The sequence below is a fragment of the Pseudomonas ovata genome, from assembly GCF_003131185.1.
Taxonomy (GTDB): domain Bacteria; phylum Pseudomonadota; class Gammaproteobacteria; order Pseudomonadales; family Pseudomonadaceae; genus Aquipseudomonas; species Aquipseudomonas ovata.
On the sequence record NZ_QFFU01000006.1, the window covers coordinates 1 to 24,149 of the forward strand.

General features: G+C 62.4%; 26 protein-coding genes and 1 pseudogene. 12 read left to right on the top strand and 15 right to left on the bottom strand.

Translation table 11 applies throughout. The features are described 5' to 3' along the window. Positions 1 to 142: 142 nt before the first annotated feature. The 5 genes from phrB to DGA31_RS10175 form a co-directional block, all read right to left on the bottom strand. Positions 143 to 1,594: a deoxyribodipyrimidine photo-lyase gene (gene phrB / locus DGA31_RS10155; RefSeq protein ID WP_056841701.1), complete on the bottom strand. Its 1,452-nt coding sequence runs from the start codon at positions 1,592 to 1,594 to the stop codon at positions 143 to 145. Between the two features lie 19 nt (positions 1,595 to 1,613). Then, positions 1,614 to 2,555: a MerR family transcriptional regulator gene (locus DGA31_RS10160; RefSeq protein WP_109512443.1), complete on the bottom strand. Its 942-nt coding sequence runs from the start codon at positions 2,553 to 2,555 to the stop codon at positions 1,614 to 1,616. Positions 2,556 to 2,557: 2 nt separating this feature from the next. Further along, a complete protein-coding gene (locus DGA31_RS10165; RefSeq protein ID WP_109512444.1) occupies positions 2,558 to 3,520 on the bottom strand; it encodes a YbgA family protein in 963 nt (320 codons plus the stop codon). A 119-nt stretch (positions 3,521 to 3,639) separates the two neighbouring features. Continuing rightward, on the bottom strand, positions 3,640 to 3,855 hold the full coding sequence (locus DGA31_RS10170; protein WP_056841698.1) for a TIGR02450 family Trp-rich protein: 216 nt from the start codon (positions 3,853 to 3,855) through the stop codon (positions 3,640 to 3,642). Continuing rightward, positions 3,852 to 4,838, bottom strand: coding sequence for an NAD(P)/FAD-dependent oxidoreductase (locus DGA31_RS10175; protein WP_109512445.1), 987 nt, complete (start codon positions 4,836 to 4,838; stop codon positions 3,852 to 3,854). The genes DGA31_RS10170 and DGA31_RS10175 overlap by 4 nt, the downstream gene beginning before the upstream one ends. A 302-nt stretch (positions 4,839 to 5,140) precedes the next feature. On the opposite strand from DGA31_RS10175, the gene DGA31_RS10180 reads away from it, so the two are divergent. Continuing rightward, entirely contained in the window at positions 5,141 to 6,043 is a 903-nt protein-coding gene (locus DGA31_RS10180) for a TIGR01777 family oxidoreductase (protein WP_109512446.1), read from the top strand. A 13-nt stretch (positions 6,044 to 6,056) separates the two neighbouring features. Beyond that, positions 6,057 to 7,094 carry a ferrochelatase gene (gene hemH, locus DGA31_RS10185; protein ID WP_109512447.1) on the top strand — a complete coding sequence of 346 codons (1,038 nt, stop codon included), beginning with the start codon at positions 6,057 to 6,059 and terminating at the stop codon, positions 7,092 to 7,094. Here hemH and DGA31_RS10190 read toward each other — a convergent pair. Together DGA31_RS10190 and upp are read right to left on the bottom strand one after the other, a co-directional pair. Continuing rightward, entirely contained in the window at positions 7,091 to 8,362 is a 1,272-nt protein-coding gene (locus DGA31_RS10190; protein WP_056841694.1) for a uracil-xanthine permease family protein, read from the bottom strand. The genes hemH and DGA31_RS10190 overlap by 4 nt on opposite strands. Before the next feature lie 4 nt (positions 8,363 to 8,366). Further along, positions 8,367 to 9,005 carry a uracil phosphoribosyltransferase gene (upp, locus tag DGA31_RS10195; protein WP_056841693.1) on the bottom strand — a complete coding sequence of 213 codons (639 nt, stop codon included), beginning with the start codon at positions 9,003 to 9,005 and terminating at the stop codon, positions 8,367 to 8,369. A 256-nt stretch (positions 9,006 to 9,261) separates the two neighbouring features. Here upp and DGA31_RS10200 point away from each other — a divergent pair, with 256 nt between their 5' ends. From DGA31_RS10200 to DGA31_RS10210, 3 genes are all read left to right on the top strand, one after another. Continuing rightward, positions 9,262 to 9,819 carry a hypoxanthine-guanine phosphoribosyltransferase gene (locus tag DGA31_RS10200; protein ID WP_056841692.1) on the top strand — a complete coding sequence of 186 codons (558 nt, stop codon included), beginning with the start codon at positions 9,262 to 9,264 and terminating at the stop codon, positions 9,817 to 9,819. 56 nt (positions 9,820 to 9,875) lie between these two features. Beyond that, positions 9,876 to 10,358 (top strand): hypothetical protein, encoded by a 483-nt coding sequence (locus DGA31_RS10205; RefSeq protein WP_109512614.1) that lies wholly within the window; start codon positions 9,876 to 9,878, stop codon positions 10,356 to 10,358. Positions 10,359 to 10,424: 66 nt separating this feature from the next. After that, a complete protein-coding gene (locus tag DGA31_RS10210) occupies positions 10,425 to 10,718 on the top strand; it encodes a PA4642 family protein (RefSeq protein ID WP_056841691.1) in 294 nt (97 codons plus the stop codon). 108 nt (positions 10,719 to 10,826) lie between these two features. Here the strand turns inward: DGA31_RS10210 and DGA31_RS10215 are convergent, their stop codons facing one another. Beyond that, positions 10,827 to 11,660, bottom strand: a complete 834-nt coding sequence (locus DGA31_RS10215) for an amino acid ABC transporter permease (protein WP_056841690.1) — start codon at positions 11,658 to 11,660, stop codon at positions 10,827 to 10,829. Continuing rightward, positions 11,657 to 12,478 carry an ABC transporter substrate-binding protein gene (locus tag DGA31_RS10220; RefSeq protein WP_056841689.1) on the bottom strand — a complete coding sequence of 274 codons (822 nt, stop codon included), beginning with the start codon at positions 12,476 to 12,478 and terminating at the stop codon, positions 11,657 to 11,659. Before DGA31_RS10220 ends, DGA31_RS10215 begins: the two co-directional genes overlap by 4 nt. Before the next feature lie 110 nt (positions 12,479 to 12,588). Between DGA31_RS10220 and DGA31_RS10225 the strand changes: the two genes are divergently transcribed. Further along, positions 12,589 to 13,485 (top strand): homocysteine S-methyltransferase family protein, encoded by an 897-nt coding sequence (locus tag DGA31_RS10225; protein WP_109512448.1) that lies wholly within the window; start codon positions 12,589 to 12,591, stop codon positions 13,483 to 13,485. 254 nt (positions 13,486 to 13,739) lie between these two features. Here DGA31_RS10225 and mqo read toward each other — a convergent pair whose 3' ends face one another. Then, positions 13,740 to 15,251, bottom strand: coding sequence for a malate dehydrogenase (quinone) (gene mqo / locus DGA31_RS10230; RefSeq protein WP_056841687.1), 1,512 nt, complete (start codon positions 15,249 to 15,251; stop codon positions 13,740 to 13,742). A gap of 686 nt (positions 15,252 to 15,937) precedes the next feature. Further along, a complete protein-coding gene (locus DGA31_RS10235; RefSeq protein WP_056841686.1) occupies positions 15,938 to 16,171 on the bottom strand; it encodes a hypothetical protein in 234 nt (77 codons plus the stop codon). A gap of 179 nt (positions 16,172 to 16,350) precedes the next feature. Between DGA31_RS10235 and DGA31_RS10240 the strand changes: the two genes are divergently transcribed. After that, positions 16,351 to 16,932, top strand: a complete 582-nt coding sequence (locus DGA31_RS10240) for a YajG family lipoprotein (RefSeq protein WP_056841685.1) — start codon at positions 16,351 to 16,353, stop codon at positions 16,930 to 16,932. Between the two features lie 69 nt (positions 16,933 to 17,001). On the opposite strand, the gene DGA31_RS10245 is transcribed toward DGA31_RS10240, so the two are convergent. Both DGA31_RS10245 and DGA31_RS10250 read right to left on the bottom strand, forming a co-directional pair. Continuing rightward, positions 17,002 to 17,208 (bottom strand): hypothetical protein, encoded by a 207-nt coding sequence (locus DGA31_RS10245; protein ID WP_056841684.1) that lies wholly within the window; start codon positions 17,206 to 17,208, stop codon positions 17,002 to 17,004. A gap of 121 nt (positions 17,209 to 17,329) precedes the next feature. Further along, positions 17,330 to 18,499, bottom strand: a complete 1,170-nt coding sequence (locus DGA31_RS10250) for a 1-acyl-sn-glycerol-3-phosphate acyltransferase (RefSeq protein WP_056841683.1) — start codon at positions 18,497 to 18,499, stop codon at positions 17,330 to 17,332. A gap of 137 nt (positions 18,500 to 18,636) precedes the next feature. On the opposite strand from DGA31_RS10250, the gene DGA31_RS10255 reads away from it, so the two are divergent. The 3 genes from DGA31_RS10255 to DGA31_RS10265 are packed head-to-tail and all read left to right on the top strand — an operon-like array spanning position 18,637 to position 19,703. Further along, the gene (locus tag DGA31_RS10255; protein ID WP_056841682.1) at positions 18,637 to 18,819 is read left to right on the top strand and encodes a CPXCG motif-containing cysteine-rich protein; all 183 of its coding nucleotides are present in this window, start codon (positions 18,637 to 18,639) and stop codon (positions 18,817 to 18,819) included. Then, complete coding sequence (locus DGA31_RS10260; protein ID WP_109512615.1) at positions 18,819 to 19,079, top strand: putative signal transducing protein; 261 nt, start codon at positions 18,819 to 18,821, stop codon at positions 19,077 to 19,079. Before DGA31_RS10255 ends, DGA31_RS10260 begins: the two co-directional genes overlap by 1 nt. 3 nt (positions 19,080 to 19,082) lie before the next feature. Beyond that, positions 19,083 to 19,703, top strand: a complete 621-nt coding sequence (locus DGA31_RS10265) for an SOS response-associated peptidase (RefSeq protein ID WP_056841681.1) — start codon at positions 19,083 to 19,085, stop codon at positions 19,701 to 19,703. A gap of 386 nt (positions 19,704 to 20,089) precedes the next feature. Here DGA31_RS10265 and DGA31_RS30690 read toward each other — a convergent pair whose 3' ends face one another. Next, entirely contained in the window at positions 20,090 to 20,932 is an 843-nt protein-coding gene (locus tag DGA31_RS30690; RefSeq protein WP_421957961.1) for a methyl-accepting chemotaxis protein, read from the bottom strand. Between the two features lie 15 nt (positions 20,933 to 20,947). Beyond that, positions 20,948 to 22,228: pseudogene (locus DGA31_RS30695) on the bottom strand (methyl-accepting chemotaxis protein); the annotation flags it as partial. A 213-nt stretch (positions 22,229 to 22,441) separates the two neighbouring features. On the opposite strand from DGA31_RS30695, the gene DGA31_RS10275 reads away from it, so the two are divergent. Together DGA31_RS10275 and DGA31_RS10280 are read left to right on the top strand one after the other, a co-directional pair. After that, the gene (locus DGA31_RS10275) at positions 22,442 to 23,185 is read left to right on the top strand and encodes a M48 family metalloprotease (protein ID WP_152035012.1); all 744 of its coding nucleotides are present in this window, start codon (positions 22,442 to 22,444) and stop codon (positions 23,183 to 23,185) included. Positions 23,186 to 23,307: 122 nt separating this feature from the next. Beyond that, positions 23,308 to 24,126, top strand: coding sequence for a M48 family metallopeptidase (locus tag DGA31_RS10280; protein ID WP_056841677.1), 819 nt, complete (start codon positions 23,308 to 23,310; stop codon positions 24,124 to 24,126). Positions 24,127 to 24,149 lie beyond the last annotated feature (23 nt).

Here is a 24,149-nt window from a genome sequence, read left to right on the forward strand (position 1 = left end):
CGGTCGCGGGCAAGCGCGCTCCTACAGATCGGGTGTTTGCTGTGCGACGGCGCCGCGCCTGGAGTGCGTAGCGCTCGCAAAAATGTGTGAAACGCTGAAATTTTACGACTGCTGACGCACTCGGTCGCGGGCAAGCGCGCTCCTACAGATCGGGTGTTTGCTGTGCGACGGCGCCGCGCCTGGGCAGGTTCTTGAATGCCTCCAATGCCCGGGCGCGGCTCGCGCTCAGGTCGACGATGGGGCGCGGATAGCCCTCTACACCGAACAACCCGCCATTTGCAGACGGGTCATGCACTTCCTTCTTGTTCAGCCCCGCCAGTTCCGGTAGCCACTGCTTGATGAAGCGGCCTTCAGGGTCGAAGCGTTGTGACTGTGACAAAGGGTTGAAAATGCGGAAGTAAGGCACCGAGTCGGTGCCGGTCGAAGAACTCCACTGCCAGCCGCCATTGTTGGCCGCCAGGTCGCCGTCGATCAGATGACGCATGAAAAAGCGCTCGCCTTCACGCCAGTCGATCAACAGGTTCTTGGTCAGGAACATGGCCACGACCATGCGCAGGCGGTTGTGCATCCAGCCGGTTTCCAGCAACTGGCGCATGGCCGCGTCGATGATCGGCAGTCCCGTGCGCGCCTCCTGCCAGGCTTGCAGGTCCTTGGGTGCATCACGCCAGCGCATGGCTTCGGTTTCGCTGCGAAACGCCCGGTGCATCGACACCCGCGGGTAACCGACCAGCGTGTGTTTGTAGAACTCACGCCACAACAGCTCGTTGATCCAGGTCACGCTGCCAGTGTTGCCGCTGTCGAATTCGCCCTGGTTGCTGTTCAGCGCGGCGTGCAGGCACTGGCGCGGCGAAATCACCCCGGCGGCCAGGTAAGCCGAAAGCTGGCTGGTGCCCGCCTTGGCCGGAAAGTCGCGCTCGGTCTCGTAATAATGAATCGGTTCGTCGACAAAGGCGTCCAGGCGCCTTTTGGCTTCGGCTTCACCGGCAGGCCACAGCGCGCGCAACGTCTCGCTGGGTGCATCGAAGCCCTTCACGGTGGCCGGCACCTGGTCGCTTTTGATCGACAGCGCTGCCTGGGCGCCATGCAGCCGCTGCGGGTGTGGCGTTGCCGTGTGCAAGCGCGAATAGCAGACCTTGCGGAACTGGCTGTAGACCTGAAAGTACTGGTCGCTCTTGGTCAGGATACTGCCGGGCGGGAACAGCAACTGATCCAGGTGGCTGTGCCAGTGGATACCAGCCTTTTCCAGTGCTTGCTGCACGGCCTGGTCGCGGCGGGTTTCGTTGACGCCGTATTCTTCATTGACGTGCAGGGCTTCGACCTTCAGTTCATGGCACAGCGCGCCCAGGACGCCGGGGGCCTTGTCCCAGGTATCCGCTTCGCGGATCAGCAACGGCACATTGAGCTTGCCCAGGGCCTTTTCCAGCGCTGCCAGGTTGCGCAACCAGAAGTCGACCTTGCAGGCTGCATCATCATGGCGTTGCCACTGGGCCGGGCTGAGCAGGTACACCGCCACGGTCGGCCCTTTGCCAAGGGCGGCGTTCAGGGCGGTATTGTCGTGTATGCGCAAGTCGCTACGCAGCCAAAGCAATTGCATGGGCGGTGGGGTCCTTGGGTCAGATGATCCCGAGTCTGTTCAGCTCGCTCTGCGCTTCAAGCGGGTCGCGGGTCAGGCTCAGGTTGGCAATCGTGCCGATGCAATCAGGCAGTTCGTCATGATGGATCATCACCGCCGGGCCGCTGATCACGATCGGGCAATGGATATTGCTCAGCAGCCTGGGCAACTGGCCGAGGTTAAGGGCTTTGCTGGCATACAACAGGACCGCACGCGGGGCGAGGTATTCGGCCGCCAGCGCCAGTTCGCCTGTCGGCAGCGGTCCATCGAACACTTCGACCGGGCAATCGGCGCTGCTGATCAGCCAGGCCGCCAGCCACAGGTGCGGCTCAAAAGGCAGGTCGGACTGATTGACCAGCAGCAGCGGTGCGCCACTGAGCTGGCGGTTGTTGTGATAGATCCGGGCGCCGAATTTGCTGCGCAGCCAACCGTGGAAAAACAGCCGTTCCATCTGGCTGCCGAACTGGTTCTGCCAGCGCACGTCCAGCTCGGCCAGCAGTGGCATCAGTAACTGCTCACACAGGGTGCGGGGCGGGTAAAGGGACATGGCCTGGTTGAAGAGATCGTCCACACGGCGTTCGGCCAGCGCGGTGATGGCTTGCAGCAATGACTGGCGCAACTGATCCCAGTCGCTGCCGGGCGCCAGCGGGATGACGCTGTCGGTGTTGTCCAGCAGGGCCTTGACCTGGCTGACCGAGACGCCACGGTTGAGCCAGGTCAGAATTTTCATGACCCGCTGCACGTGCTCGTCGGAATACAGGCGATGACCCTTGGCGGTGCGGTGCGGGACGATCAGCCCGTAGCGGCGTTCCCAGGCACGCAAGGTCACAGCGTTGACGCCGGTCTGGCGGGCGACCTCGCGGATCGGCAGCCAGCCGTCGGGCAGGGTGTAAGGAAGAGCGGGGTCCTGGGGTTCAGGTGCCGCTTTGTAGGCTGGGTTCATGTTCAGATCGCATTTCGCAGGCTGAGAGGTTCCGGGTGCGGCTGCATGTAGACCTGCAAGGCCACATAAGGGTCTGGATGATGACGGAAATGGTGCTTGAGCAAGGTCAATGGCACGACCAGCGGTACGATGCCGTTTCGGTATTGAGTAATCAACGCCTGCAATTCCTGTTTGTCATCACTGCTAAGGGTCTGCTTGAGGTAGCCACTCAGATGGTGCAGCACATTGGTATGCCCGCGCCGTGTGGCGCATTTCTTGAGTGCCTGCATCAGTTGGCTGAAATAGACCGGGGCGACCTCATTCGGATCGTCGCGTCCCATGCTGCCCAACAGCTTGCCCAGTGCATGGTATTGAACCACGTCGCTGGCCATCACCTGGTATTTATAGCGCGAATGAAATTCGGTCAGGGCACGACGGGTGATGCCGGTCTTGAGCAGACGTTGCCAGGCGGCGTAGGCATAGACACGGGTAATGAAGTTTTCGCGCAGCACCGGGTCGTTGAGGCGGCCGTCTTCCTCGACGGGCAGGTCGGGGTGGCGCGCACAGAACGCCTGTGCGTAGATGCCCCGGCCGCCACTCTCGAACGGCACGCCGTTGTCGCGGTACACCTTGACCCGCTCCAGGCCGCAGGAGGGTGACTTCTGCATGAAGATATAACCGCTGATGCCGCCCAGCGCACCGGCCATGTGCTCGCCGTAATCGGCCAGTGCCTGGGTTACATCCAGGTCGGGACGCACGGTTCCCACCGCCTTGGGATGATCGACATCGCCCACCAGCCGGATCGGCTCACGGGGAATGCCCATGCCGATTGCCACTTCAGGGCAGGTGGGAATGAAATCGAAGTAGGTGTCCAGAGACTGGGTGCAGAGGTCGGACTGCTTGTGCCCGCCATTGAAGCGGACCTCAATGCCCATGAGGCAGGCACTGACGGCCAGTTTGGGCTTTTCGATCACGGGCTGGAGCATTGCACACCTCGGTTCAGGAACTTGTACAGATGACCATCGTTGTACAATTGAAGTTCATGATAGATGCGAGGTTGTACAAGTCAATTTTTTTGTATAAGGCTGTTCAGTGGGTGTGAGCCTTATTTCCAGCCCATCCGCCAGCAGTCGGCATCCTGCAATGCCTGCCAGGCCAGCCGCTCGTTGCGACCGGTCAGTACCGCTTGCAATTCGATCTCCAGCACCACGCCTTCGTCGTCGCAAAACAGTTCGGTCACCAGGAAGTGCTTTTCGCGGTTTTTCGGCACCGCCGCTGTCCATTTCGACAGCAGCAGTTTCCTGGGGTTGAGGCGGTTCAATTGAGGTGCTCGAGCAGGCGGCGTGCGGCTTGCTGGCCGCTGAGCCAGGCGCCTTCCACGCGCCCTGACAGGCACCAGTCACCGCAGGCATAGATGCCCAGGTCGGCGTCCGACAGCACGCCCCACTCGTGGGCGCCGGCCGGGCGGGCATAGAGCCAGCGGTGGGCCAGGCTGAACGCTGGCGCCGGCATGCTGCAGTCGAGCAGTTCGGCAAAGGCGCCGTGCAGGTGTTCGATGACCGTTTCTCTGGGCATGTCGACATGCTCGCGGCTCCAGGCGCTGGTGGCATGCAGCACCCAGGTGTCGAGGGCGCCATCACGCCCCGGTTTGCTGCGGTTGCAGGCCAGCCAGTCGAGCGCACTGTCCTGGACGAAGCAGCCTTGCATCGAGGTCTGCAACGGCGTGCTGAACGCCAGGGCCACCGCCCAGGTCGGGTCCATCTTGACGCCTGCGGCCACCGCCGCCAGTTTGGGCGCAGCGGCCAGCAAGGTGGTGGCCTGGGGCGCCGGCGTGGCGACGATGACGTGGCTGAACGGCCCGTGGCCCTGGCTTTCGGCATCCTGCAGGTGCCAGTGCTCGGCCCCGCGGAAGACTTCGGTGATGCGGCACGAGAAGGTCACCGGCAGGTCGCCCAGCATGGCACGGGTAATGGCGCTCATGCCCGGGGTGCCGACGTAGCGAACCTGTTCGTCCGGCGAAGGGCTGAGCCGCCCGCCCTGGTAGTTGTACAGCGAAGGCGTCCACTCAGCCACCCAGCCACTGGCCTGCCATTGGTTGACGGTGGTCACGAAACGACGATCACGGGCGGTGAAGTACTGCGCGCCCATGTCCAGCGAGCCTGCGTCACTGCGCTTGCTGGACATGCGTCCGCCGCTGCCGCGACTCTTGTCGAAAAGATGAACAGTGTGGCCGGCGGTGGTCAGCGCCTGGGCCGCAGAGAGTCCAGCGATACCGGTACCGATGATTGCGATGGGTACAGTCATAGGGGCCTCGTTACCTTGTCTGCACAGACTACGCCGTCCTTAAAACCTGTACAATCTTGTTCTTGGGTATAAGTTGCAGTCGTTCACATTCCCGCGATGAAGAGGGCTGCAACTCGTACGGTCCATGACGGTCAGTCTTTAGCTGATAGACAATGGGGCCCGTTGCCCGGTTCGGGCAACTGGGCTCCAAATATGTTCAGGTGTGGCCTATGTTTCAGCTAAGGGTCTCGCTTGACGGATAAGCACAACCTGCAACAAATAGACTACTCATTGGCCGCAAACGCCACTCAAGGATACCTGCCATGCACATCTTGCTGACCGGCGGTACAGGGTTGATCGGTAAAGCGCTTTGCCAGTTCTGGCAGGACCAGGGGCATCAATTGACGGTGTGGAGCCGTCACCCTGATCAGGTGCAACGACACTGTGGTGCGCACGTACATGCCGTCGCCTCACTGGCGCAACTGGACGGCCAGGCGGTGGATGCCGTGATCAATCTGGCCGGCGCGCCGATTGCCGACCGGCCCTGGACCCGCAAGCGCCGCCTGTTGTTGTGGGAAAGCCGCATCAACCTCACCGAACAATTGCTGGCCTGGATCGAGCGCCAGCCGCAACGACCCCGGGTGCTGCTGTCCGGCTCGGCGGTGGGCTGGTACGGCGACGGTGGCGAGCGCGAGCTGGACGAGACTGCCCAGCCGGTAAAAGAGGACTTTGCCAGCCACCTGTGTCTGGCCTGGGAAGAAACCGCCCAGCGCGCCGAAGCCTTGGGTGTGCGGGTTGTGCTGCTGCGCACCGGTCTGGTGTTGTCTGGCCAGGGCGGTATGCTCCAGCGCCTGTTGCCACCGTTTCGCTTTGGTCTGGGTGGGCCGATCGGCAATGGCCGGCAATGGATGCCGTGGGTGCACATCGATGATCAGGTCGGCGCGATCGATTTCCTGCTGAACCACAGCGAGGCGCGCGGCCCCTACAACCTGTGCGCTCCCCACCCTGTACGCAACCGTGAACTGGCCAAGACCCTGGGCCGCGCGCTGCACCGGCCGGCGATCATGCCGCTGCCGGGCCTGGCGCTGCGCATCATGCTCGGCGAAATGTCCGGCCTGCTGCTGGGCGGCCAGCGTGCCCGGCCGGTGCGCCTGCAAGAGGCTGGCTACACCTTCCGCTTTACCGAATTGCACGACGCCCTGCGCAACGTGCTGGGCTCCCACTGAAATAGGATCTTGCATGACCGATCATGCGCTGTTGCTGATCAATCTGGGCTCGCCCGCGTCTACCAGCGTCGCGGACGTGCGCCGTTACCTCAATCAGTTTTTGATGGACCCGTATGTCATCGACCTGCCGTGGCCGGTGCGCCGCTTGCTGGTGTCGCTGATCCTGATCAAGCGCCCCGAGCAGTCGGCCCATGCCTATGCCTCGATCTGGTGGGAGGAGGGCTCGCCACTGGTCGAGATCAGCCGCCGCCTGCAGACGCAGATGCATGCGCAGTGGACGCAAGGGCCGGTAGAACTGGCCATGCGCTACGGCCAGCCCTCCATCGAGTCGGCACTGCAGCGTCTGGCCGGGCAGGGCATTCGCAAGGTCACCCTGGCGCCGTTGTACCCGCAGTTTGCCGACAGTACGGTCACCACGGTGATCGAGGAAGCCCGGCGCGTGGTGCGCAAGCATGGGCTGGACATGCAGTTTTCACGGGTCCAGCCGTTCTATGACCAGCCTGAATACCTCGACGCGCTGGTGCAGAGCGTGCGTCCGCACCTTGCAGAGCCTTACGATCATTTATTGCTGAGTTTTCACGGCTTGCCGGAGCGACATTTGCGCAAGCTCGACCCGACCGGCAGTTGCTGCCTGCAAAGCGATGATTGCTGCCTCAAGGCCCCGCCCGAAGTCGTCGCCACCTGCTACCGTGCGCAGTGCATCCAGTCAGCAGCGGCCTTTGCCCGGCTCATGGGGCTGCCTGATGGCAAGTGGTCGGTGTCGTTCCAGTCGCGCCTGGGCCGGGCCAAGTGGATCGAGCCCTACACCGAACAGCGCCTGGACGAACTGGCCGCCCAGGGCGTCAAGCGCCTGCTGGTGATGTGCCCGGCGTTCGTCGCCGACTGCATCGAGACGCTGGAGGAGATTGGCGATCGCGGTGCCGAACAGTTCAAGGAAGCCGGTGGCCATGAACTGGTGCTGGTGCCCTGCCTGAACGACGACCCGAACTGGGCCGCCGCGCTCAATACGCTCTGCGAGCGCGCGCCAGCGCTCTACCAGAGCATCACCTAGGCATCATCGGCCTGCTTGTGCTTCCACCCGTCATTGCCCGGCAGAATCAGGTTCAGGGCAATGGCGGTGATGGCGCACAAGGCAATGCCTTTGAGGCCGAAGTCATCGGGCCCGGTGCCGGTGCCGATCAACACGCCGCCGATGCCGAATACCAGCGTGACCGAGACGATCACCAGGTTGCGCGCCTCGCTCAGGTCCACCTTGTGGCGGATCATGGTGTTCAGGCCTACCGCAGCGATAGAGCCGAAGAGCAGGCACAGGATGCCGCCCATCACCGGCACCGGAATGCTTTGCAGCAAGGCACCGAACTTGCCGACAAACGCCAGGCTGATGGCGAAGATCGACGCCCAGGTCATGATTTTCGGGTTGTAGTTCTTGGTCAGCATCACCGCCCCGGTGACCTCGGCATAGGTGGTGTTGGGCGGGCCGCCGAACAGACCGGCCGTGGTGGTGGCGATGCCATCGCCCAACAGCGTGCGATGCAGGCCGGGTTTTTTCAGGTAGTCACGGCCCGTCACGCTGCCCACCGCAATCACGCCGCCGATGTGCTCGATGGCCGGTGCCAGTGCCACCGGCACAATGAACAGAATGGCCTGCCAGTTGAATTCCGGTGCCGTGAAGTTCGGCATCGCCAGCCAAGGGGCGGCAGCGATTTTGGCCGTGTCGACCACGCCAAACCAGAACGCCATGCCAAAGCCCACCAGCACGCCGGAAATGATTGGCACCAGCTTGAAGATGCCACGGCCGAATACGGCCACCACCAGCGTGGTGAGCAGTGCAGGCATGGAGATCCACATGGCGGTCTGATAGGGAATCAGTTCGGCACCGTCGCCGGATTTGCCCATCGCCATGTTCGCCGCAATCGGTGCCATGGCCAGGCCGATGGAAATCACCACCGGACCAATGACCACCGGCGGCAGCAGGCGGTCGATAAAGCCGGTGCCCTTGATCTTCACCGCCAGCCCCAGGAAGGTGTAGACAAAGCCCGCCGCCATGATGCCGCCCATGGTCGCGGCCAGGCCGAACTGGCCCTTGGCAAGAATGATCGGGGTGATGAAGGCAAAGCTGGAGGCCAGGAACACCGGCACCTGACGGCCCGTCACCACCTGGAACAGCAAGGTGCCCAGGCCTGCCGTGAACAGCGCGACATTGGGGTCAAGCCCTGTGATCAGCGGCATCAATACCAGCGCGCCGAACGCCACGAACAGCATCTGCGCCCCTGACAGCACCGTGCGCCACAGGGGATCGTTGAACTCGTCGGGCTTCATCGGATCAGGCGTCCTTCTGCTTGGTGCCGAAGATCTTGTCACCGGCATCGCCCAGGCCCGGAATGATGTAGCCGTGCTCGTTCAGCCGCTCGTCGATGGATGCGGTGTAGACCTGGACGTCCGGGTGCGCCTTTTCCACGGCGGCAATGCCTTCGGGTGCCGCCACCAGAACCATGGCGCGGATTTCCCGGCAGCCGGCTTTCTTGAGCAGGTCGATGGTGGCAACCATGGAGCTGCCGGTGGCCAGCATCGGGTCGATGATCATGGCCAGGCGTTCGTTGATTTCCGGTACCAGCTTTTCCAGGTAGGTGTGGGCCTGCAGGGTTTCTTCGTTGCGCGCCACGCCCACGGCGCTGACCTTGGCACCCGGGATCAGGCTGAGCACGCCGTCGAGCATGCCGATACCGGCGCGCAGGATCGGCACCACAGTGATTTTCTTGCCGGCGATTTTCTCGACCTGCACGCTGCCGGCCCAGCCCTGGATTTCGTAGTTCTCCAGCGGCAGGTCGGCGGTGGCTTCATAGGTCAGCAGCGCGCCGACTTCCTGCGCCAGCTCACGGAAATTCTTGGTGCTGATATCGGCGCGGCGCATCAGGCCGAGCTTGTGGCGAATCAACGGATGACGGATTTCACGGACGGGCATGGGCAAGGACTCCTGGGATACGGGCAAAAAACGGCCTAGATTAATCGATTGTCCGATAACTGTCCCGCGGGCGCTGCGCCTGACTGCCAGCACGGTACAATCGCGCAGCCAGCACCGGGCTGCTGACACAACAGCATCGCGCAGCCAGCACCGCGCCTGCATCAGCCATACTGGCAACGTTAGTCCATATCCACTTGCCCTGAGTGCAACGGATGCGTACCTTTGCCGGTTTTTCCCACGTTACCTGGAGTCACTGATGTCCGCTGATCTCGAGCATATCCGTCAAATCATGCACGAGGCTGACTGCCTGTATACCGACGCCGAAGTCGAGGCGGCCATTGCCCGTGTCGGCGCCCAGATCAATGCCACGCTGGCCGACCGCAACCCGGTGGTGTTCTGCGTGATGAATGGCGGCCTGATCTTTTCCGGCAAGCTGTTGACCCACCTGAACTTCCCGCTGGAAGCGTCCTACCTGCACGCCACGCGCTATCGCAACGAAACCAGTGGTGGCGAGCTGTTCTGGAAGGCCAAGCCGGAAGTGTCGTTCATCGATCGCGACGTGCTGATCATCGACGACATCCTCGATGAAGGTCACACCCTGGGGGCGATCATCGATTTCTGTCGCCACGCCGGTGCCCGTGCAGTACACACCGCGGTGCTGATCAACAAGGAACACGACCGCAAGGCGCGTCCTGATCTCAAGGCCGACTATGTGGGCCTGCCCTGCATCGACCGCTTCATCTTTGGCTACGGCATGGACTACAAAGGCTACTGGCGCAATGCAGCCGGTATCTTCGCGGTTAAAGGCATGTAACAGTCGTCCTGCGGCAAGCACGCCCGGCAGGCTCATGGAATGGGATAGTGGTGTTGATGAAAGCATTGATGATACCCGGCGCCCTGGCGCTGGCCCTGTCGGGCGAGGTGGCCCTGGCCGGGCCGATGCACGAGCAATACCTGCCGGCTGACGAGCAGAACCTGCGCGTCGGCGCACCAGAGCAGCAACAGCTGCTGCTGGTGACCGAGTATTCGGTGGTGGTCGGCAACCAGCGGCCCTCCAACCTGCAGCCGATCCCGGTCACCTCGCCGTTGTCGATCCTGCTCAAGGGCAAGCCGCTCAACAAGGGCGCGACCGTCACCCAGGTGCAGATTCACTTCGATGGCGCTGAAAGCAAGAGCCTGAAAAAGCCCGGTTATGATGACGCCAGCCGGACCCTGACGCTGTACTACCCGCAGTCGCATTACCCGGTGCTGGTCGACCTGCTGCGCAATGAAAAGGTCTATTGCCAGTTCCTGACCTACGCCAATGGCCACGTCTGGGCCGACCTGCACACCGCCGGCTCAAAGCCGCGTTGAGCTGACCGGGCACTGGCGATAGACTGCCCGACCCTGATGAGTGACCGCGACCCGCTGGAGTCCGTAATGCGTAAAGACAAGAAGCAGATCATTGGCGATGAGATCGGCGACGATCAGATCAAGCTGTTCCTGGCGTTCGAGCCGGTCGACGCCACCTCGCCGTCGCTGCACAAGCTGATCAAGGCCTACCGCGGCCTGCGCATCGATGATTTCGAGCGTTTCCTGGGGTTCTTCCTGGAGGCCGGCCATGACCTCGATGGCCAGGACGAGAAGGGCAACACCTTCGTGACCCTGATCAAGGACCAGCGCAATGCCGAAGACTACATTGCGTTGATCGAACAGGCCCGCAGCAAGGCCTGACATCGCAGGAGCGACCCTCGGTCGCGAAGGCTTCGGCACAGGCACCACAGGTGTGCCGGCCTGACTGGCCTCTTCGCGACCGTTGGTCGCTCCCACGGGCTGTCGGGCTTACTGCCGTGGCTGGTACGCCTTGCCGTAATGCCGCTCCATGCGCGCCTGCAGCAGTTCCAGGCCGATCGACATGATCCAGTACAACACCGCTGCGGTGGTCAGCATCTCGATGTAGCGGTAGCTGGAGCGCCCATACGATTGCGCCAGGAACATCACCTCCCAGACCCCCATTACGGAAATCAGTGACGAGTCCTTGAGCATCGAGATGAACTGGTTGGTGGTCGGCGGGATGATCGTGCGCATCGCTTGCGGCAGGGTCACCAGCCAGAACACCTGCACCGGGCGCAGGGCCATGGCCATGGCCGCTTCACGCTGCCCGGCCGCCACGCCGATGATGCCGGCGCGAAAGATCTCGCTCAGGTAGGCACCGTAGTTCAGCGACAGGGCAATGATGCCGGCGACGATCGCGCCCGGTACCACGCCGATCTGCGGCAGGCCCAGGTAGATCAGCAGAATCTGGATCAACAGCGGCGTGCCACGAAAGAACGAGGCATAGAAGCTGGCAATGCCAAACGCCACCGCACTACGCGACAGGCGTGCCAGGGCGGCGACAAAGCCCAGCAGCACCGACACCCCGATCGAGCACAGGCACACGAACAAGGTGAGCGCGGCGCCCTGGAGAAAGCCGTTGGGCGCCAGGTGCAGGCCCACCAGGTTGGGCAGCTTGTCGAGGATGATCGAGAACTTCAGGTCAAAGCTCAGGAAAAACCCGGCAAACAGGGCGAACATGGCCGCCCACGTCAGGTACAGCCGGGTGCGAAAGCCGAACACGCGCTTGAGCAGACTGGCCCTGGCCGGCGCCGGTGGACGTTGTGAAGGAGTGCCGGTCATTTGCTGATGTCGGCGCCGATCCACTTCTGCGACAGCGTGCTCAGGGTGCCGTCCTTCTTGAGTTCGGCGAACACTTCACGCACCTTGGCGTTCCACTCGGCATCGCCTTTTTCCACGGTCACAAAGTTCGGCTCTTCGTACAGCGAAGCACCCGCCAGCTTGAAGCGCTTGTCCTGGTCCAGGCGAGGCTGAGCGGTGACCAGGTTGGTCAGTACCGCATCCAGGCGCTTGCCGGCGCCCAGGCCCAGGTCCTGGAAAGCCACGTTGTCATTGTCGTAAGGCGCGATCTGTACATTGTCGAACGGGTACTCCAGCGGCTTGCCGGTAGCGCCCTCGATCACCAGGTTCTTGTTCAGGTAACTTTCGTAGCTTGAGGCGCTGGTCAGGCCGACTTTCTTGCCGCTCAGGTCCTTGGCCGACTGGATGCGATCGTCCTTGGCATTGACCACGATCACCGCTGGCGAAGCGTAGTACTCGACCGGGAAATCGAACACTTCGGCACGCGACTGGCTTGGCGTCATCGAGCAGATGCAGATGTCGTAACGCCCGCTCCAGCGACCGGCGGCGATCACATCCCAAGACGGTGTTTCCAGGCGCAGCTTGACGCCCAGCTTGGCGGCAACGGCCTTGGCCACGTCGACGTCGAAGCCGTCGAGCTGGTTCTGGTCATTGAGGAACGAGAAGGGCGGATAGCTTTCCATCAGGACGTTGACCAGCTCTTTTTTCTCTTCCACCCGTTGCAGAGTGGCGCCCGCCAGGGCCTGGCTGGAAACAGTCAAAGCAAACAGGCCAAGGCCCAAAAGCGCACGAATTTTCACTTCACATCCTCGAAAAATCTGTTGTAGTGGGGCCAAAGGGGCGTATTTAATACGTTATATAAGACTCAATTCTAATGAGTCTTTTTCATATGTATATAAGTAGACCGAATATGACTCAGAAAACAACGGTAATCCTCGATGGTGGTATGGGCCGAGAGCTGCAGCGCAGAGGCGCGCCGTTCCGCCAGCCGGAGTGGTCGGCGCTGGCGCTGACCGAGGCGCCCGAGGCCGTTATTGCCGTGCATGCCGCCTACATTCAGAGCGGCGCGCAGATAATTACCAGCAACAGCTACGCCGTGGTGCCGTTCCATATTGGTGAAGAACGCTTTGCCCGCGAAGGCGAGGCCCTGGCCGCCACCGCCGGCCAACTGGCGCGCCAGGCCGCCGACACCCAGGGTTCGGGTGTGCAAGTGGCCGGTTCGCTGCCGCCGCTGTTCGGTTCCTACCGCCCCGACCTGTTCGATGCCGAACGCGCCGGGCAAATCCTGGCGCCGCTGGTGCGCGGCCTGGCGGCCCATGTCGACCTGTGGCTGGCCGAGACCCAGAGCAGCATCGTCGAAGCGCAGACCATTCGTGCCGGCCTGCCCAACGATGGCAAGCCGTTCTGGCTGTCCTTCACCTTGCAGGATGAAGAAGTCGACGCGACCCCGCGCCTGCGCTCGGGCGAAACCGTAGCCGACGCCGCCCGTGCTGCGGCCGAACTGGGGGCTGCAACATTGTTGTTCAATTGCAGCCAGCCTGAGGTGATCGGCGCGGCCATCGATGCGGCCCGTGCCGTATTTGCCGAGCTGCACGTGGACATCGGCGTGGGGGCCTACGCCAACGCCTTTCCGCCCCAACCCAAGGACGCCAAGGCCAACGACGGCCTGGACGAGCTGCGCGAAGACCTCGACCCCGAAGGCTACCTGCAGTGGGCGGCCAACTGGGTGCAACGCGGCGCCAGCCACATCGGCGGCTGCTGCGGCATCGGACCCGAGCACATTGCAGTGCTGGCCAAGGGGCTCTGATTGATTGGATTTACCCCCCGGGGGTAGGAGCGCGCTTGCCGGTATGCCGGACCACCGCGACCGGCTGCGTTAGCAGTCGTAAATTTGTGGCGTTTCCGAGATTTCTGCGAGCGCTACGCACTCGGTCGCGGGCAAGCGCGCTCCTACACCGGTCCTGTGTTGGGGGGGCTACAGCAATCGGGTTGATGCGGTAAAAACAAAACCCCGTGGCTTTGCAAGTCCACGGGGTTTTTGTTTATCCGCCGTTCAAGGCATCAGGCGATGCTTTGTGCCGCGTTCTGCGGGTGCTCGGCCAGGCCGAGGTTTTCGTCGCTCTGGCTGCTGATGCGCTGGTACAGCTGCGCGTCGGTGGCCAGGGCCTTTTCACGGGCCGGGAAGATTTCGTCAAGCTTGGCGGCCCACTGACCCTTGGTCTGCTCCGGGAAGCAGCGCTCGATCAGTTCCAGCATGATCGACACAGTTACCGAGGCGCCCGGAGAGGCCCCCAGCAAAGCCGCCAGCGAACCATCGGCGGACGAGACCAGCTCGGTACCGAATTGCAGTACGCCGCCCTTCTTGGCGTCTTTCTTGATGATCTGCACACGCTGGCCGGCAATCTCCAGGCGCCAGTCCTCGGCCTTGGCCTCGGGGTAGAAGCGACGCAGCGAGTTCAGGCGCTGCTCCATCGACTGACGCACTTCACTGACCAGGTACTTGGTCAGGTCCATGTTGTCGCGGGCCACGGCCAGCATCGGTTTGATATTGCCCAGGCGCACCGAGAACGGCAGGTCCAGGAACGAGCCGTGCTTGAGAAACTTGGTGGTAAAACCGGCGTACGGTCCGAACAGCAGGGATTTCTTGCCATCAACCACGCGGGTGTCCAGGTGCGGCACCGACATCGGCGGCGAGCCCACGGCGGCCTGGCTGTAGACCTTGGCCTGGTGACGCTTGACCACCTCGGGGTTGTCGCAACGCAGCCACTGGCCGCTGACCGGGAAGCCGCCAAAGCCCTTGCTCTCGTCGATGCCCGACATCTGCAGCAGCGGCAGGGCCGCGCCGCCGGCACCGAGGAATACGAAGCGGGCGTCGATATCTCGGCTGCTGCCGCTGTTGACGTCCTTGATGGTCACGGTCCAGCCCTTGCCGTTGCGGGCAAGGCCGGTCACGCGCTTGTTGTACTTGACCTGCGAGTCGGGCGTGCTGGCCAGGTGCTTGAGCAACTGGTTGGTCAGGGCGCCGAAGTTGACGTCGGTGCCGTTGCTCATGAAGGTGGCGGCCAGCTTTTCGTCGGGCTTGCGGCCGGACATCATCAGCGGCATCCACTCGGCCAGCGTGGCCTTGTCCTCGGTGTACTGCATGGCTGCAAAGGCGTGGTGCTGGCGCAGGGTTTCGAAGCGCGCCTTGAGGAACGACATGTCCTTCTCGCCCTGTACATAACTCAGGTGCGGGACGGGATTGATGAATGTACGTGTCGTTTCGAAGCTGCCCTTGCGCACCAGATAAGCCCAGAATTGCTTCGAGACTTCGAACTGGGTATTGATGTGCACGGCTTTCTTGATGTCGACGGAACCGTCGGCTGCCTGCGGCGTGTAGTTCAGCTCGCACAGGCCGGCGTGACCGGTGCCGGCGTTGTTCCAGGGGTTGGAACTCTCTGCGGCACCGGAATCCATCAGCTCGACGACTTCCAGCTTCAGGCTGGGGTCAAGCTCTTTGAGCAGTACTGCCAGGGTGGCACTCATGATGCCTGCCCCGACCAATACCACGTCGACTGCTTCGTTATGCGCCATTAACGCGTCTCCAAAATCTGCAGCACCCAATTGACGGCCTGCGATCCCGAGGCTGGATGCCAGTGTGCGGGGGGTGGATCAAGGTTATACCCCACAGTGTCTGGCCGGGATCGAGTGTCCGATTCTTCGCAATGTTTTGCATCTCAAGCGCAGGTCCGGTCGGGCTGTTCAAGGGTTCATCAGTCTGTCATGAACGCATTTTGCAGCCCGCAGGGCCATTCGACCATCGTCAGGACGATGGCCCGGGCTCAGCTCCTGGACGTTGCGCCGCGACGTTCGACCCTGCCGGGTGAAGCCGATGGGGACACCAAGGGTGCATCTTCAAACCTATTCATGTGCTCGCCACACTCTTGTGAAGTTGTGAAACCCGTTATTTCGCGCTCTTTTGGACACGCGAACCAAACCTCAAAAAGGGCTGCAATGCAGCTCTGGCCAGTGCTGTCTTCATGGGTAGGCGTCGAGGGTCGGCAAAGGTTCGCCCGGATGCGAGCGATCGCACACCGTCCATCGAAAACTGCATGAAGCAGACTGCGTGGGCGGCTCTCTGTGGGCATGGCGGGGAGCTAATTTCGTGGATTAGCGATGCTGCGAGGCCCGATCAGGAGACGTCCTTATAATCGGGGGGAGATTATAGCGATGAAATATCAGGAATTGATCGGCTTGATTGACTTTTATTCGCGAAGAAATCACGCAGCCAGCATTGGACGCAGGCGAGAACGTGATGCACGCGGCGCAATCCGGGCGCTGGCGGGCAGTGGCTGGCCGAGCCAGGCGAGGCGTTGTTCGGTGACCTGGACCCAGTCTTTACCCTCCGGGGCCTGGCGGCAGTGCTTGAATGCGCGGCAGACACCGGCCTGATCGAGGCGGGCGTAGTGGCAAAGTGCATGACGTGCGCTGAAGAGCGAGCGGAGAAATTCCATGACAGGGCTCCTGTACCGTTGATGCGCCCAGCTTGAGCGGCACAGGTGACACCCTGATTACAACCCGCGCCTGGCTGAACCATCACAGCCTGCCAATGGTCGGATTTTCAGCTAGTGAGGTGGTCAGCGTCGCCGCTATACTGCCGCCCATCGAGTGCCTGGCCCATGGAGAATTGAGCATGCTGCGTCGCGTTTTGTTTGGTCTGCTTGCTGTAAGCAGTTTGACTCTGGTCGGTTGTGCCCACAGCCCGCAACAACTGAGCCCGCAACCGCGGCTTACCGCGCAACTGGCGCCGGTCGGTCACGGCCAGCCGGTGGTGGTGCGTGTGGTCGATGGTCGTCCGGGCCCTACACTGGGCACCCGCGGTGGCCTGTACCCGGAAACCAGTGCCATCAGCGTCAATGGAGCCGACCTGCTGCCCAAGCTGCAGGCCCAGGCCGAAGCGGCGGTGCGCCTGCTGGGCTTCACGCCTTCCCAGGGCGGCAACGCGCCGCAGCTGACCGTGACCCTGGCCGAACTGCGTTACCAGTCGCCCAAGGAAGGCATGTACGTCACTGAAGCCACCATCAGCTCGACCTTCCGCGCCGATGTGCGCAACAACGGGCGTACCTACAGCGGCCGCTATGCGGCTTCCCTGGACCAGCGCTTCGGCATGGCGCCCAACCAGGAAACCAACACCAAGCTGGTCGGCGATGTCCTGAGCGATGCGCTGACCCGCGTGTTCCAGGACCAGACCGTCGCCACCACCCTGGCGCAGTAGACCTGGCGCCAACAAAAAGCCCGGCTTGCAGGCCGGGCTTTTTGTTGTCTGCTGTTGGCCAATGGCGGGTCAGGCCACCTGCTGGGAAAAATCCAGGAAACTCAAGCCGGTGTCAGGGTCCTGCTCAGGCAGGTCCTGATGCTGATGGCCGCCCAGCGCGCAGTAGACCAGCCAGCGACGGTCGTGGACATTGAAGGCCAGCGCGTCGATGAGGTCTTGCTGTTCTTCGTTCTGGGCAATCAGGTAAAGACGGTCCTGGTTATTGGCGTGCAGCATGGTGGCTCCGCAATGTGGGCGATCCTTGCAAGCTGTGGCAGCGCTGCTGCGCTGCCACACTCCGTTCGAGGAGCCATACAATGCCCGGACATCATGACGATCGCGTGACGACAGGCGCCGGTCAAGGCAGGGCCAGGCCGGCCTTGATGCGGTACTGGTTGCGCACCGGCGTGGCGTACTGCTGGATCAGGTAGGGGCGGTGCTCGGCCGGGCAGCCGGCCAGGCGGCTTTCCCACTCGGCCTGGGCCTTGTCCAGCTCCTGGGTGCCGAACAACTCGCTGGCGGTGGGCACATTGAGGCTGGCATCGGCTTCGCTCCACTGTGCCCAGGCCAGGTAGTGCACCGGAAACAACCGATAGCCACGCAGGATCTGCCGGTCCATTTCCTGGGCCAGCAGCTTGGTGTCTTCGAAGTGTCCGGTGATCGGTGGTGCAAAGTTGATATGCACCCGGCCTTTGTAGCCTGTGATGCCCAGCGCGATACTGATGTCGTCTTCGCCCTCGGTCTTGGTGTAGCCGCCGGTGGTGGCGCGAATGTACAGCTCACGGGCCTTGGCGTGGTCGCAGGGGTCGTATTCGTAGCTGATCGACACCGGGGTCAGGTTCAGTGAACGGATCACCTCGGCGAACGGCTCGTCCTTGCGACTCATGTGAAACATCTTGAGGATCGCCGATTCGGTACGGTCGTCACCATCCTTGGCGCGGCCTTCGGCCTGGGCGATCCAGATCGATTGCCCGTCCTGGGTGATGGAATGATTGATGTACGCTGAAAGCAACTGGTAGGCGGCCAGTTTTTCCCGGCGGCCGCTGAGCGAGCGGTGCACAATGAAGCTCTTGTTCAGGCGCATCAGGTCGCTGACGAAGGGCTTTTGCAGCAGGTTGTCGCCAATGGCAATGCGCGGGGTCGGCAGGCCGGCATGGTACACCGCATAGTTGACGAAGGCCGGGTCCATGACGATGTCGCGGTGGTTGGCCAGAAGCAGATAGGCGCTGCCGGACTTGAATTGCTCGACGCCGGTGTAGGTCACGCCGTCGGTGGCGCGCTCGATGGTGTGGTCGACGTAGACCTCGACCTTGTCCTGCAGGCTGGCGACCGAGTCGATGCCTGTAAACTCCCGGCGCAGCTTGCGCGCCAGGGCCGGTTGCAGAAACCAGCCCAGGGTACCGGCCAGGCGCGGGAAACGAAACTTGGTCAAAGTGGCAAGGAAGGCCTTGTCGCTGAGCAGGCGTGCCAGCACAGCGGGGACTTCTGCATCGTTGTAAGGTCGGATGGCATCGAATTCGCCCATCATGCTCTCTTGTAGGGAACGGATAGAGTTAAGGGAAGGCCGGTCTGAAATAAGACGGATAGCAGATTCCGGTTTCAGCAAAAAGGCTCGGCCTTCGAACAGGCGGCCGATTATACGCAAAAACATCAGAGGCAGACCCGATGCAGGAATTACAGGATTATCAATGCCCGTATTGTGGCGAATCAGTCGAGACCCTGCTGGACCTGTCCGGTGGCGATCAGCAGTACATAGAGGATTGCCAGGTGTGTTGCCGACCCATCGTGTTCGATTTGCGCACCGACGGCGAACAATGGAGCCTGGATGTACGCAGCGAGAACGAATGATGCAACGAATCTACGAGCCCGAACACCTGCTTGAAGGCGAACTGCTGCTGGCCATGCTGGCCAGCGAAGGGGTCCGGGCGCATCTGACCGGGCAGGACCTGCTGGGCGGCATGGGGCATTTGCCGGTGAGCGGCCTGCTGGGCATTGTGGTCGACGATGCTCAGGTCGACCGGGCGCTGGCGCTGATCAGCGCGTACAATGCCGCCCTGCCTGTGGACGGCGATGAGCCGGACAGTTATCCCGATGTACTGGTGTGCTGAACAATGTGTGGACGTTATGCGCTGTTTCGCTGGACCCCCGAGTTTGCCGCCTTGCCGGGCTTCCCGCAGGGCCAGCGGGCGCAATGGAATATCTGCCCGGCCGACTGGGTGCTGATGCTGCGCAGTGTCGAGGGCGAGCAGAGCCTGGCGCGAGCCCGCTGGGGCCTGACGCCGCCCTGGCTGACCGACCTGACGCGCACACCGGCCCATGCCCGCGCTGAAACCGTCGCCGAACAACCGATGTTTCGCGAGGCGTTCAACCTGCGTCGCTGCCTGTTGCCGGCCAACGGCTTCTACGAATGGCGCGGCGGGGTGCGCAAGCGGCCTTTCTGGCTGAGCCCGGGTGAGGGCGGGACGCTGCATTTCGCCGCGATCTGGGAAGCGTACCCGGTGCAGGAACAGATCTGGCTGAGCGTGGCGCTGGTGACCCAGCCGGCCATGGACCAGCGCCGGCCGCTGATGCTCGATGCGCAAGGCCAGCAAACCTGGCTTGACCCGAAAGCTGGCGAGGAGGCCCTGCAGGCACTGCTGGTCTCACGGCAGATCCCGCTGCGCGAACGGCCGTTGAGCAACCTGGTCAACGACCCGACCCTCAACGGCCCGCAATGCCTGACGCCCTTGTAACTCAAACCCGCCGTTTCACGTCTGACGTCGACCACTCAAGCGTTGGTGCGAAGGTGCAAGTCATTCATGGCCTGCAGATACCTGTCAGAGCACTGCCCGCTGTGGGAGGCACTGCTGGCGATGGCTGTGTGACAGGCGCAGCAGGTGTATGGGCCTTGCTGGCCTCATCGCCGGATCGCCGCCCGCAGCAAGCCGCCTCCCACAGGATTGATGTTGTTCTGGATCTCTTGCCTGGCACCAGGCTGTGGGAGGCGGCTTGCCGGCGATGGCTATGGAGCAGACGCAGCAGATAGATCGGCCTTGCCGGCCTTATCGTCGGATAGCCGCTCTGAGCAGAGCCCCCCTCCCACCCGTCAGATGTGCGGCTCAAGAGAAACGTATGGGCTTTACACCCGGAACTGATTGATCAGGCGGCGCTGCTGTTCGGCCAGGCGTGTCAGTTCGGCGCTGGCCTGGCTGGCTTCGTCGGCACCGCCGGCGACTTCCCGGGCCACTTCGCCGATATTGATCACGTTGCGGTTGATGTCGTCGGCTACCGCGCTCTGTTCTTCGGCGGCGCTGGCAATCTGGGTATTCATGTCGTTGATCACCGACACTGCCTGAGTAATGCTCCCCAGGGCTTCGGCGGCCTGGGTGGCATGGGTAACGCTTTCGTCCGTCCGGTTCTGGCTGTCCTGCATGACCTGCACCACCTGGCGGGTGCCGGATTGCAACTGCTGGATCATGCTCTGGATTTCCTGGGTGGCCTGCTGGGTCTTCTGCGCCAGGTTGCGCACCTCGTCGGCAACCACGGCAAAGCCGCGACCCTGCTCACCGGCACGTGCCGCCTCGATGGCGGCGTTCAGGGCCAGCAGGTTGGTCTGCTCGGCAATGCCACGGATCGTGGTCAGGATGGCATTGATGTTCTCGCTGTCGCGCGACAGCGTCTGCACCACCTCCACGGCATGCCCGATCTCCCGGGCCAGGTGACTGATCGAATCGGAGGTTTCCTGCACGATGCTCATGCCCTGGTGCGCGGCACTGTCGGCATGGCTGGCGGCCTGTGCGGCCTGGGTGGCGTTACGCGCCACGTCCTGGGCGGTGGCGGTCATTTCCTGCACCGCCGTGGCCACCTGGTCGATCTCGGCCAGCTGTTTCTGAATGCCCTGGTGCGTGCGAATGGCGATGTCGGCGCTGTGCTCCGAAGAATCGCTGACCTTCTGCACCGAGCTGATTACCTGGCTGATCATGGTCTGCAGTTTGCCCAGAAACGTATTGAAGCCCAGCGCGATGCTGCCCAGTTCGTCGGCGCGGTCGCTGTGCAGGCGACGGGTCAGGTCGCCTTCACCCTGGGCGATGTCATCGAGCATGGCAACCATCTGCTTGAGCGGCCGGGCAATGCCACGCGCCGTCAGCCAGATCACTAGCAGGCCGACCGCGGCGATCAACAGGCCGACCAGGGTCATGGCGAAGATGTCACTGCTGCGTTGTGCCTGCAGGTCCTGCTGAAGCTTTTCCTGGTCAGCCATCACGGCGCTGAGTGGCAGTTGCATCATCAGCGTCCAGCGTGCATTGGTAGCGCCAATGTTGAAGGGCATGTACACCTCGACATGCCCGTGTTCTTCGTCCAGGTCGTAGCTGACCTGATCATTGACCAGCTTGCTCAGGTTGGCGACTTCGTTGGCGTCCAGCAGCTTGCTGGCCTTCTGGCCCAGCAGGCTCTTGTCCTTGGTGTAGGCCACCACGCCACCATTGTTGGCAATCAGTGCGATTTCGCCGGCACCGTCATACAGGCTGCGATCAACGGCTTCGAGCATTTCCTGGACAAAGTCCACCGACAGGTCGGCCCCGACAATGCCCTGGAAGGTGCCGTTGACCATGATCGGCGCGATGAACGACGACAGCATGATGGTGCGGTTGCCGATCGGGTAGGGTGCCGGGTCCACCACACAGCCCTTGCCGGTCTCCTTGGCGCACTGGTAGTACTCGTTGGCGCGCACGCCAGTCGGCAACAGGGCGCTGTTGTCCAGGTCGGTAAGCTTGTCCAGCGACAGGCTGCCATCAGCGTTGCGGAACCACAGCGGGACGAAGCGCCCGTTCGTGTCCATCCCGACCTGGCCGCTGTTGGCATATTGAGCGTCATTGCGCAGCAGGCCGTTGGGTTCCCAGCCAACGTAGGCGTCGACCAGTTTGGGATTCTTGTCCAGCACATCGCGGGTCAGGGTGATCATGTCTTCACGGCTCATCTGCAGCGCCGCACGCCCCTGGCTGTCGGTCGTGCCGAGCAGGGCGTTGGTCTGGGCCAGGCTGGTGGCCGCTTGCAGCGGCAGCTCCAGCGCCTGGCGAATCGCACTGGCCTGGCTCTGGGCCAGCGCTTCGAGACGCTGACGCACAGCGATTTCCGACTGCTGGCGGGTGCGCTGCTCGACCAGCGCCTGGGTCCGGGCCCCGGAATACAGGGCATAGCCGATCAGGGCCGCGGCCACACCCAGCACGATCGTGCCGGCCAGAAACGCAATGGAGAACTGGATCGACTTGAATTTCATACCGGCTCCGGACAGAAAGAAGGCTCGCTCTATAGAGCGCTATCGCCCGCAATCCGAAAATCATGAGCCGCTTGAAGCGACAGGATTGCAAGAACATGGCATGACGGTCTTTGTTGCCGGCAGGGAACCCGGGGCGCTCGACAGGGACCAACAAGGCGCTTGCAGTGCGGCTGCAAGGTTCAGGATGACCATCACTTTCAGAAGGAGCGCGCCGTGTTGCGTCAGATGTGGGTTGCAGGTGTATTCAGTGCCGTTTTGCTCGTGGGCGGTTGCCATACGAATACGATCGACGTCAATCAGGTGTATGCCCGCACCTATCAGCAAACGCTGGCTGAAGCGGCCAGCCGTCAGGCGCTGGACACCACCAGCGCCAATGCCCGGCGGGTGCAGGGCATTGCCGAACGACTGATGACCCAGGCGCCGAAGCTATACCCCGATGCCGCACAGTGGCAGTGGCAGGTCAGCCTGATCAAGGACGATGAACTCAACGCCAAGGGTGGACCGGGTGGCAAGGTCATGATTCATACCGGAGTGCTCGATCAGCTTCAACCGACCGATGATGAGCTGGCGGCAATTATTGCCGGTGTCATTGCCCGTGCCGACAGCCCGGAGAGCCATGAAGCGATACGCAGGCGCCATGCCCCGGCGGTTATACCCGCGACGTCGAGAGTCCTGGGCATGAACGAGGCCGGCATGGCCTTGGCCGAGCAAGTGACTGAAGCCAAAAGCCAGGCGCGGATGGAAGCGCGGGTCGATGTGCAAAGTCTGGAATGGCTTGCCAGGTCAGGCTATAACCCCAATGCGGCGGTGACGATACTGGAAAAAATGTTGCAACGTGAAGGGCTCTCGGCCACTGAGCTCAATGGACTGCGCCGGCTGGTCGAGCCCCGGACCCAACGCTTGCGCGAAGCGATTCCCAAGGTCATGCCACTGTATGAGCAGGCCAGCAAGCCTTGAGTACCACTGGCCAGGGAACCAAGGCCCTGCAATGATGACCAATAGCTCGAATCGGCCGGTCTCTGGCGCAGGATTGCTGCAGGACCTGGCATGACCGCCACGTTTTTAAGGAGTGTCCCGTGATGCGCCAGTATTTTGCTTTATCTGCCTTGAGCGCCACTTTGTTGCTGGCTGGCTGCCAGGCGGTCAATACCACCACAGGCGACTCGGTGGGTGTTGAACGCAAGCAGTACATGTTCAGCATGCTGTCGACTGAGCAAGTCAACCAGATGTATGCCCAGTCTTATCAGAAGACCGTGGGCGAGGCGACCAGCCAGGGCGTGCTTGACACCACCAGCAACAACGCCAAGCGCGTGCGTGCGATTGCCAATCGGCTGATTGCCCAGGCGCCCAAGCTGCGTCCTGACGCCGCGCAGTGGCAATGGGAAGTGAACCTGATCAAGAGTGATGAACTCAACGCCAATTGCGGTCCTGGCGGCAAGATCATTGTCTATTCCGGGCTGATCGATCAGCTCAAGCTCAGCGATGATGAGCTTGCGGCCGTCATGGGCCATGAGATCGCCCATGCCCTGCGCGAGCACGGCCGCGAAGCGATGTCCAAGGCCTATGGCCTTGAAATGGGCAAGCAGGGCGCGAGCGCCTTGTTCGGCCTGGGCGAAACCAGCCTGGCGATGGCCGACACCGTGGTCAACTACGCCATGACCCTGCCCAACAGCCGCAGCAACGAAAACGAAGCCGACCTGCTGGGCCTGGAACTGGCCGCCCGCGCCGGCTACAACCCCAATGCCGCGATCACCCTGTGGCAGAAGATGACCCAGCAATCGGGTGGCTCGCCGCCTGAGTTCATGAGCACCCACCCGGCCTCGCAGAGTCGCATCGCGTCGCTGGAAGCGGCGATTCCAAAAGTCATGCCGCTGTATCAGCAGGCCCCCAAGACCTGAGGCCATTCGCACCGCAAGCGCGA

Bases quoted from the DNA above. Each gene is read 5' to 3' on its own strand.
- phrB (WP_056841701.1), bottom strand. From the start codon at position 1,594: ATGCAATTGCTTTGGCTGCGTAGCGACTTGCGCATACACGACAATACC.
- DGA31_RS10160 (WP_109512443.1), bottom strand. From the start codon at position 2,555: ATGAACCCAGCCTACAAAGCGGCACCTGAACCCCAGGACCCCGCTCTT.
- DGA31_RS10165 (WP_109512444.1), bottom strand. From the start codon at position 3,520: ATGCTCCAGCCCGTGATCGAAAAGCCCAAACTGGCCGTCAGTGCCTGC.
- DGA31_RS10175 (WP_109512445.1), bottom strand. From the start codon at position 4,838: ATGACTGTACCCATCGCAATCATCGGTACCGGTATCGCTGGACTCTCT.
- DGA31_RS10180 (WP_109512446.1), top strand. From the start codon at position 5,141: ATGCACATCTTGCTGACCGGCGGTACAGGGTTGATCGGTAAAGCGCTT.
- hemH (WP_109512447.1), top strand. From the start codon at position 6,057: ATGACCGATCATGCGCTGTTGCTGATCAATCTGGGCTCGCCCGCGTCT.
- DGA31_RS10190 (WP_056841694.1), bottom strand. From the start codon at position 8,362: ATGAAGCCCGACGAGTTCAACGATCCCCTGTGGCGCACGGTGCTGTCA.
- upp (WP_056841693.1), bottom strand. From the start codon at position 9,005: ATGCCCGTCCGTGAAATCCGTCATCCGTTGATTCGCCACAAGCTCGGC.
- DGA31_RS10200 (WP_056841692.1), top strand. From the start codon at position 9,262: ATGTCCGCTGATCTCGAGCATATCCGTCAAATCATGCACGAGGCTGAC.
- DGA31_RS10205 (WP_109512614.1), top strand. From the start codon at position 9,876: ATGAAAGCATTGATGATACCCGGCGCCCTGGCGCTGGCCCTGTCGGGC.
- DGA31_RS10210 (WP_056841691.1), top strand. From the start codon at position 10,425: ATGCGTAAAGACAAGAAGCAGATCATTGGCGATGAGATCGGCGACGAT.
- DGA31_RS10215 (WP_056841690.1), bottom strand. From the start codon at position 11,660: ATGACCGGCACTCCTTCACAACGTCCACCGGCGCCGGCCAGGGCCAGT.
- DGA31_RS10225 (WP_109512448.1), top strand. From the start codon at position 12,589: ATGACTCAGAAAACAACGGTAATCCTCGATGGTGGTATGGGCCGAGAG.
- mqo (WP_056841687.1), bottom strand. From the start codon at position 15,251: ATGGCGCATAACGAAGCAGTCGACGTGGTATTGGTCGGGGCAGGCATC.
- DGA31_RS10235 (WP_056841686.1), bottom strand. From the start codon at position 16,171: ATGGAATTTCTCCGCTCGCTCTTCAGCGCACGTCATGCACTTTGCCAC.
- DGA31_RS10240 (WP_056841685.1), top strand. From the start codon at position 16,351: ATGCTGCGTCGCGTTTTGTTTGGTCTGCTTGCTGTAAGCAGTTTGACT.
- DGA31_RS10245 (WP_056841684.1), bottom strand. From the start codon at position 17,208: ATGCTGCACGCCAATAACCAGGACCGTCTTTACCTGATTGCCCAGAAC.
- DGA31_RS10250 (WP_056841683.1), bottom strand. From the start codon at position 18,499: ATGATGGGCGAATTCGATGCCATCCGACCTTACAACGATGCAGAAGTC.
- DGA31_RS10255 (WP_056841682.1), top strand. From the start codon at position 18,637: ATGCAGGAATTACAGGATTATCAATGCCCGTATTGTGGCGAATCAGTC.
- DGA31_RS10260 (WP_109512615.1), top strand. From the start codon at position 18,819: ATGCAACGAATCTACGAGCCCGAACACCTGCTTGAAGGCGAACTGCTG.
- DGA31_RS10265 (WP_056841681.1), top strand. From the start codon at position 19,083: ATGTGTGGACGTTATGCGCTGTTTCGCTGGACCCCCGAGTTTGCCGCC.
- DGA31_RS30690 (WP_421957961.1), bottom strand. From the start codon at position 20,932: ATGATCAGCCAGGTAATCAGCTCGGTGCAGAAGGTCAGCGATTCTTCG.
- DGA31_RS10280 (WP_056841677.1), top strand. From the start codon at position 23,308: ATGCGCCAGTATTTTGCTTTATCTGCCTTGAGCGCCACTTTGTTGCTG.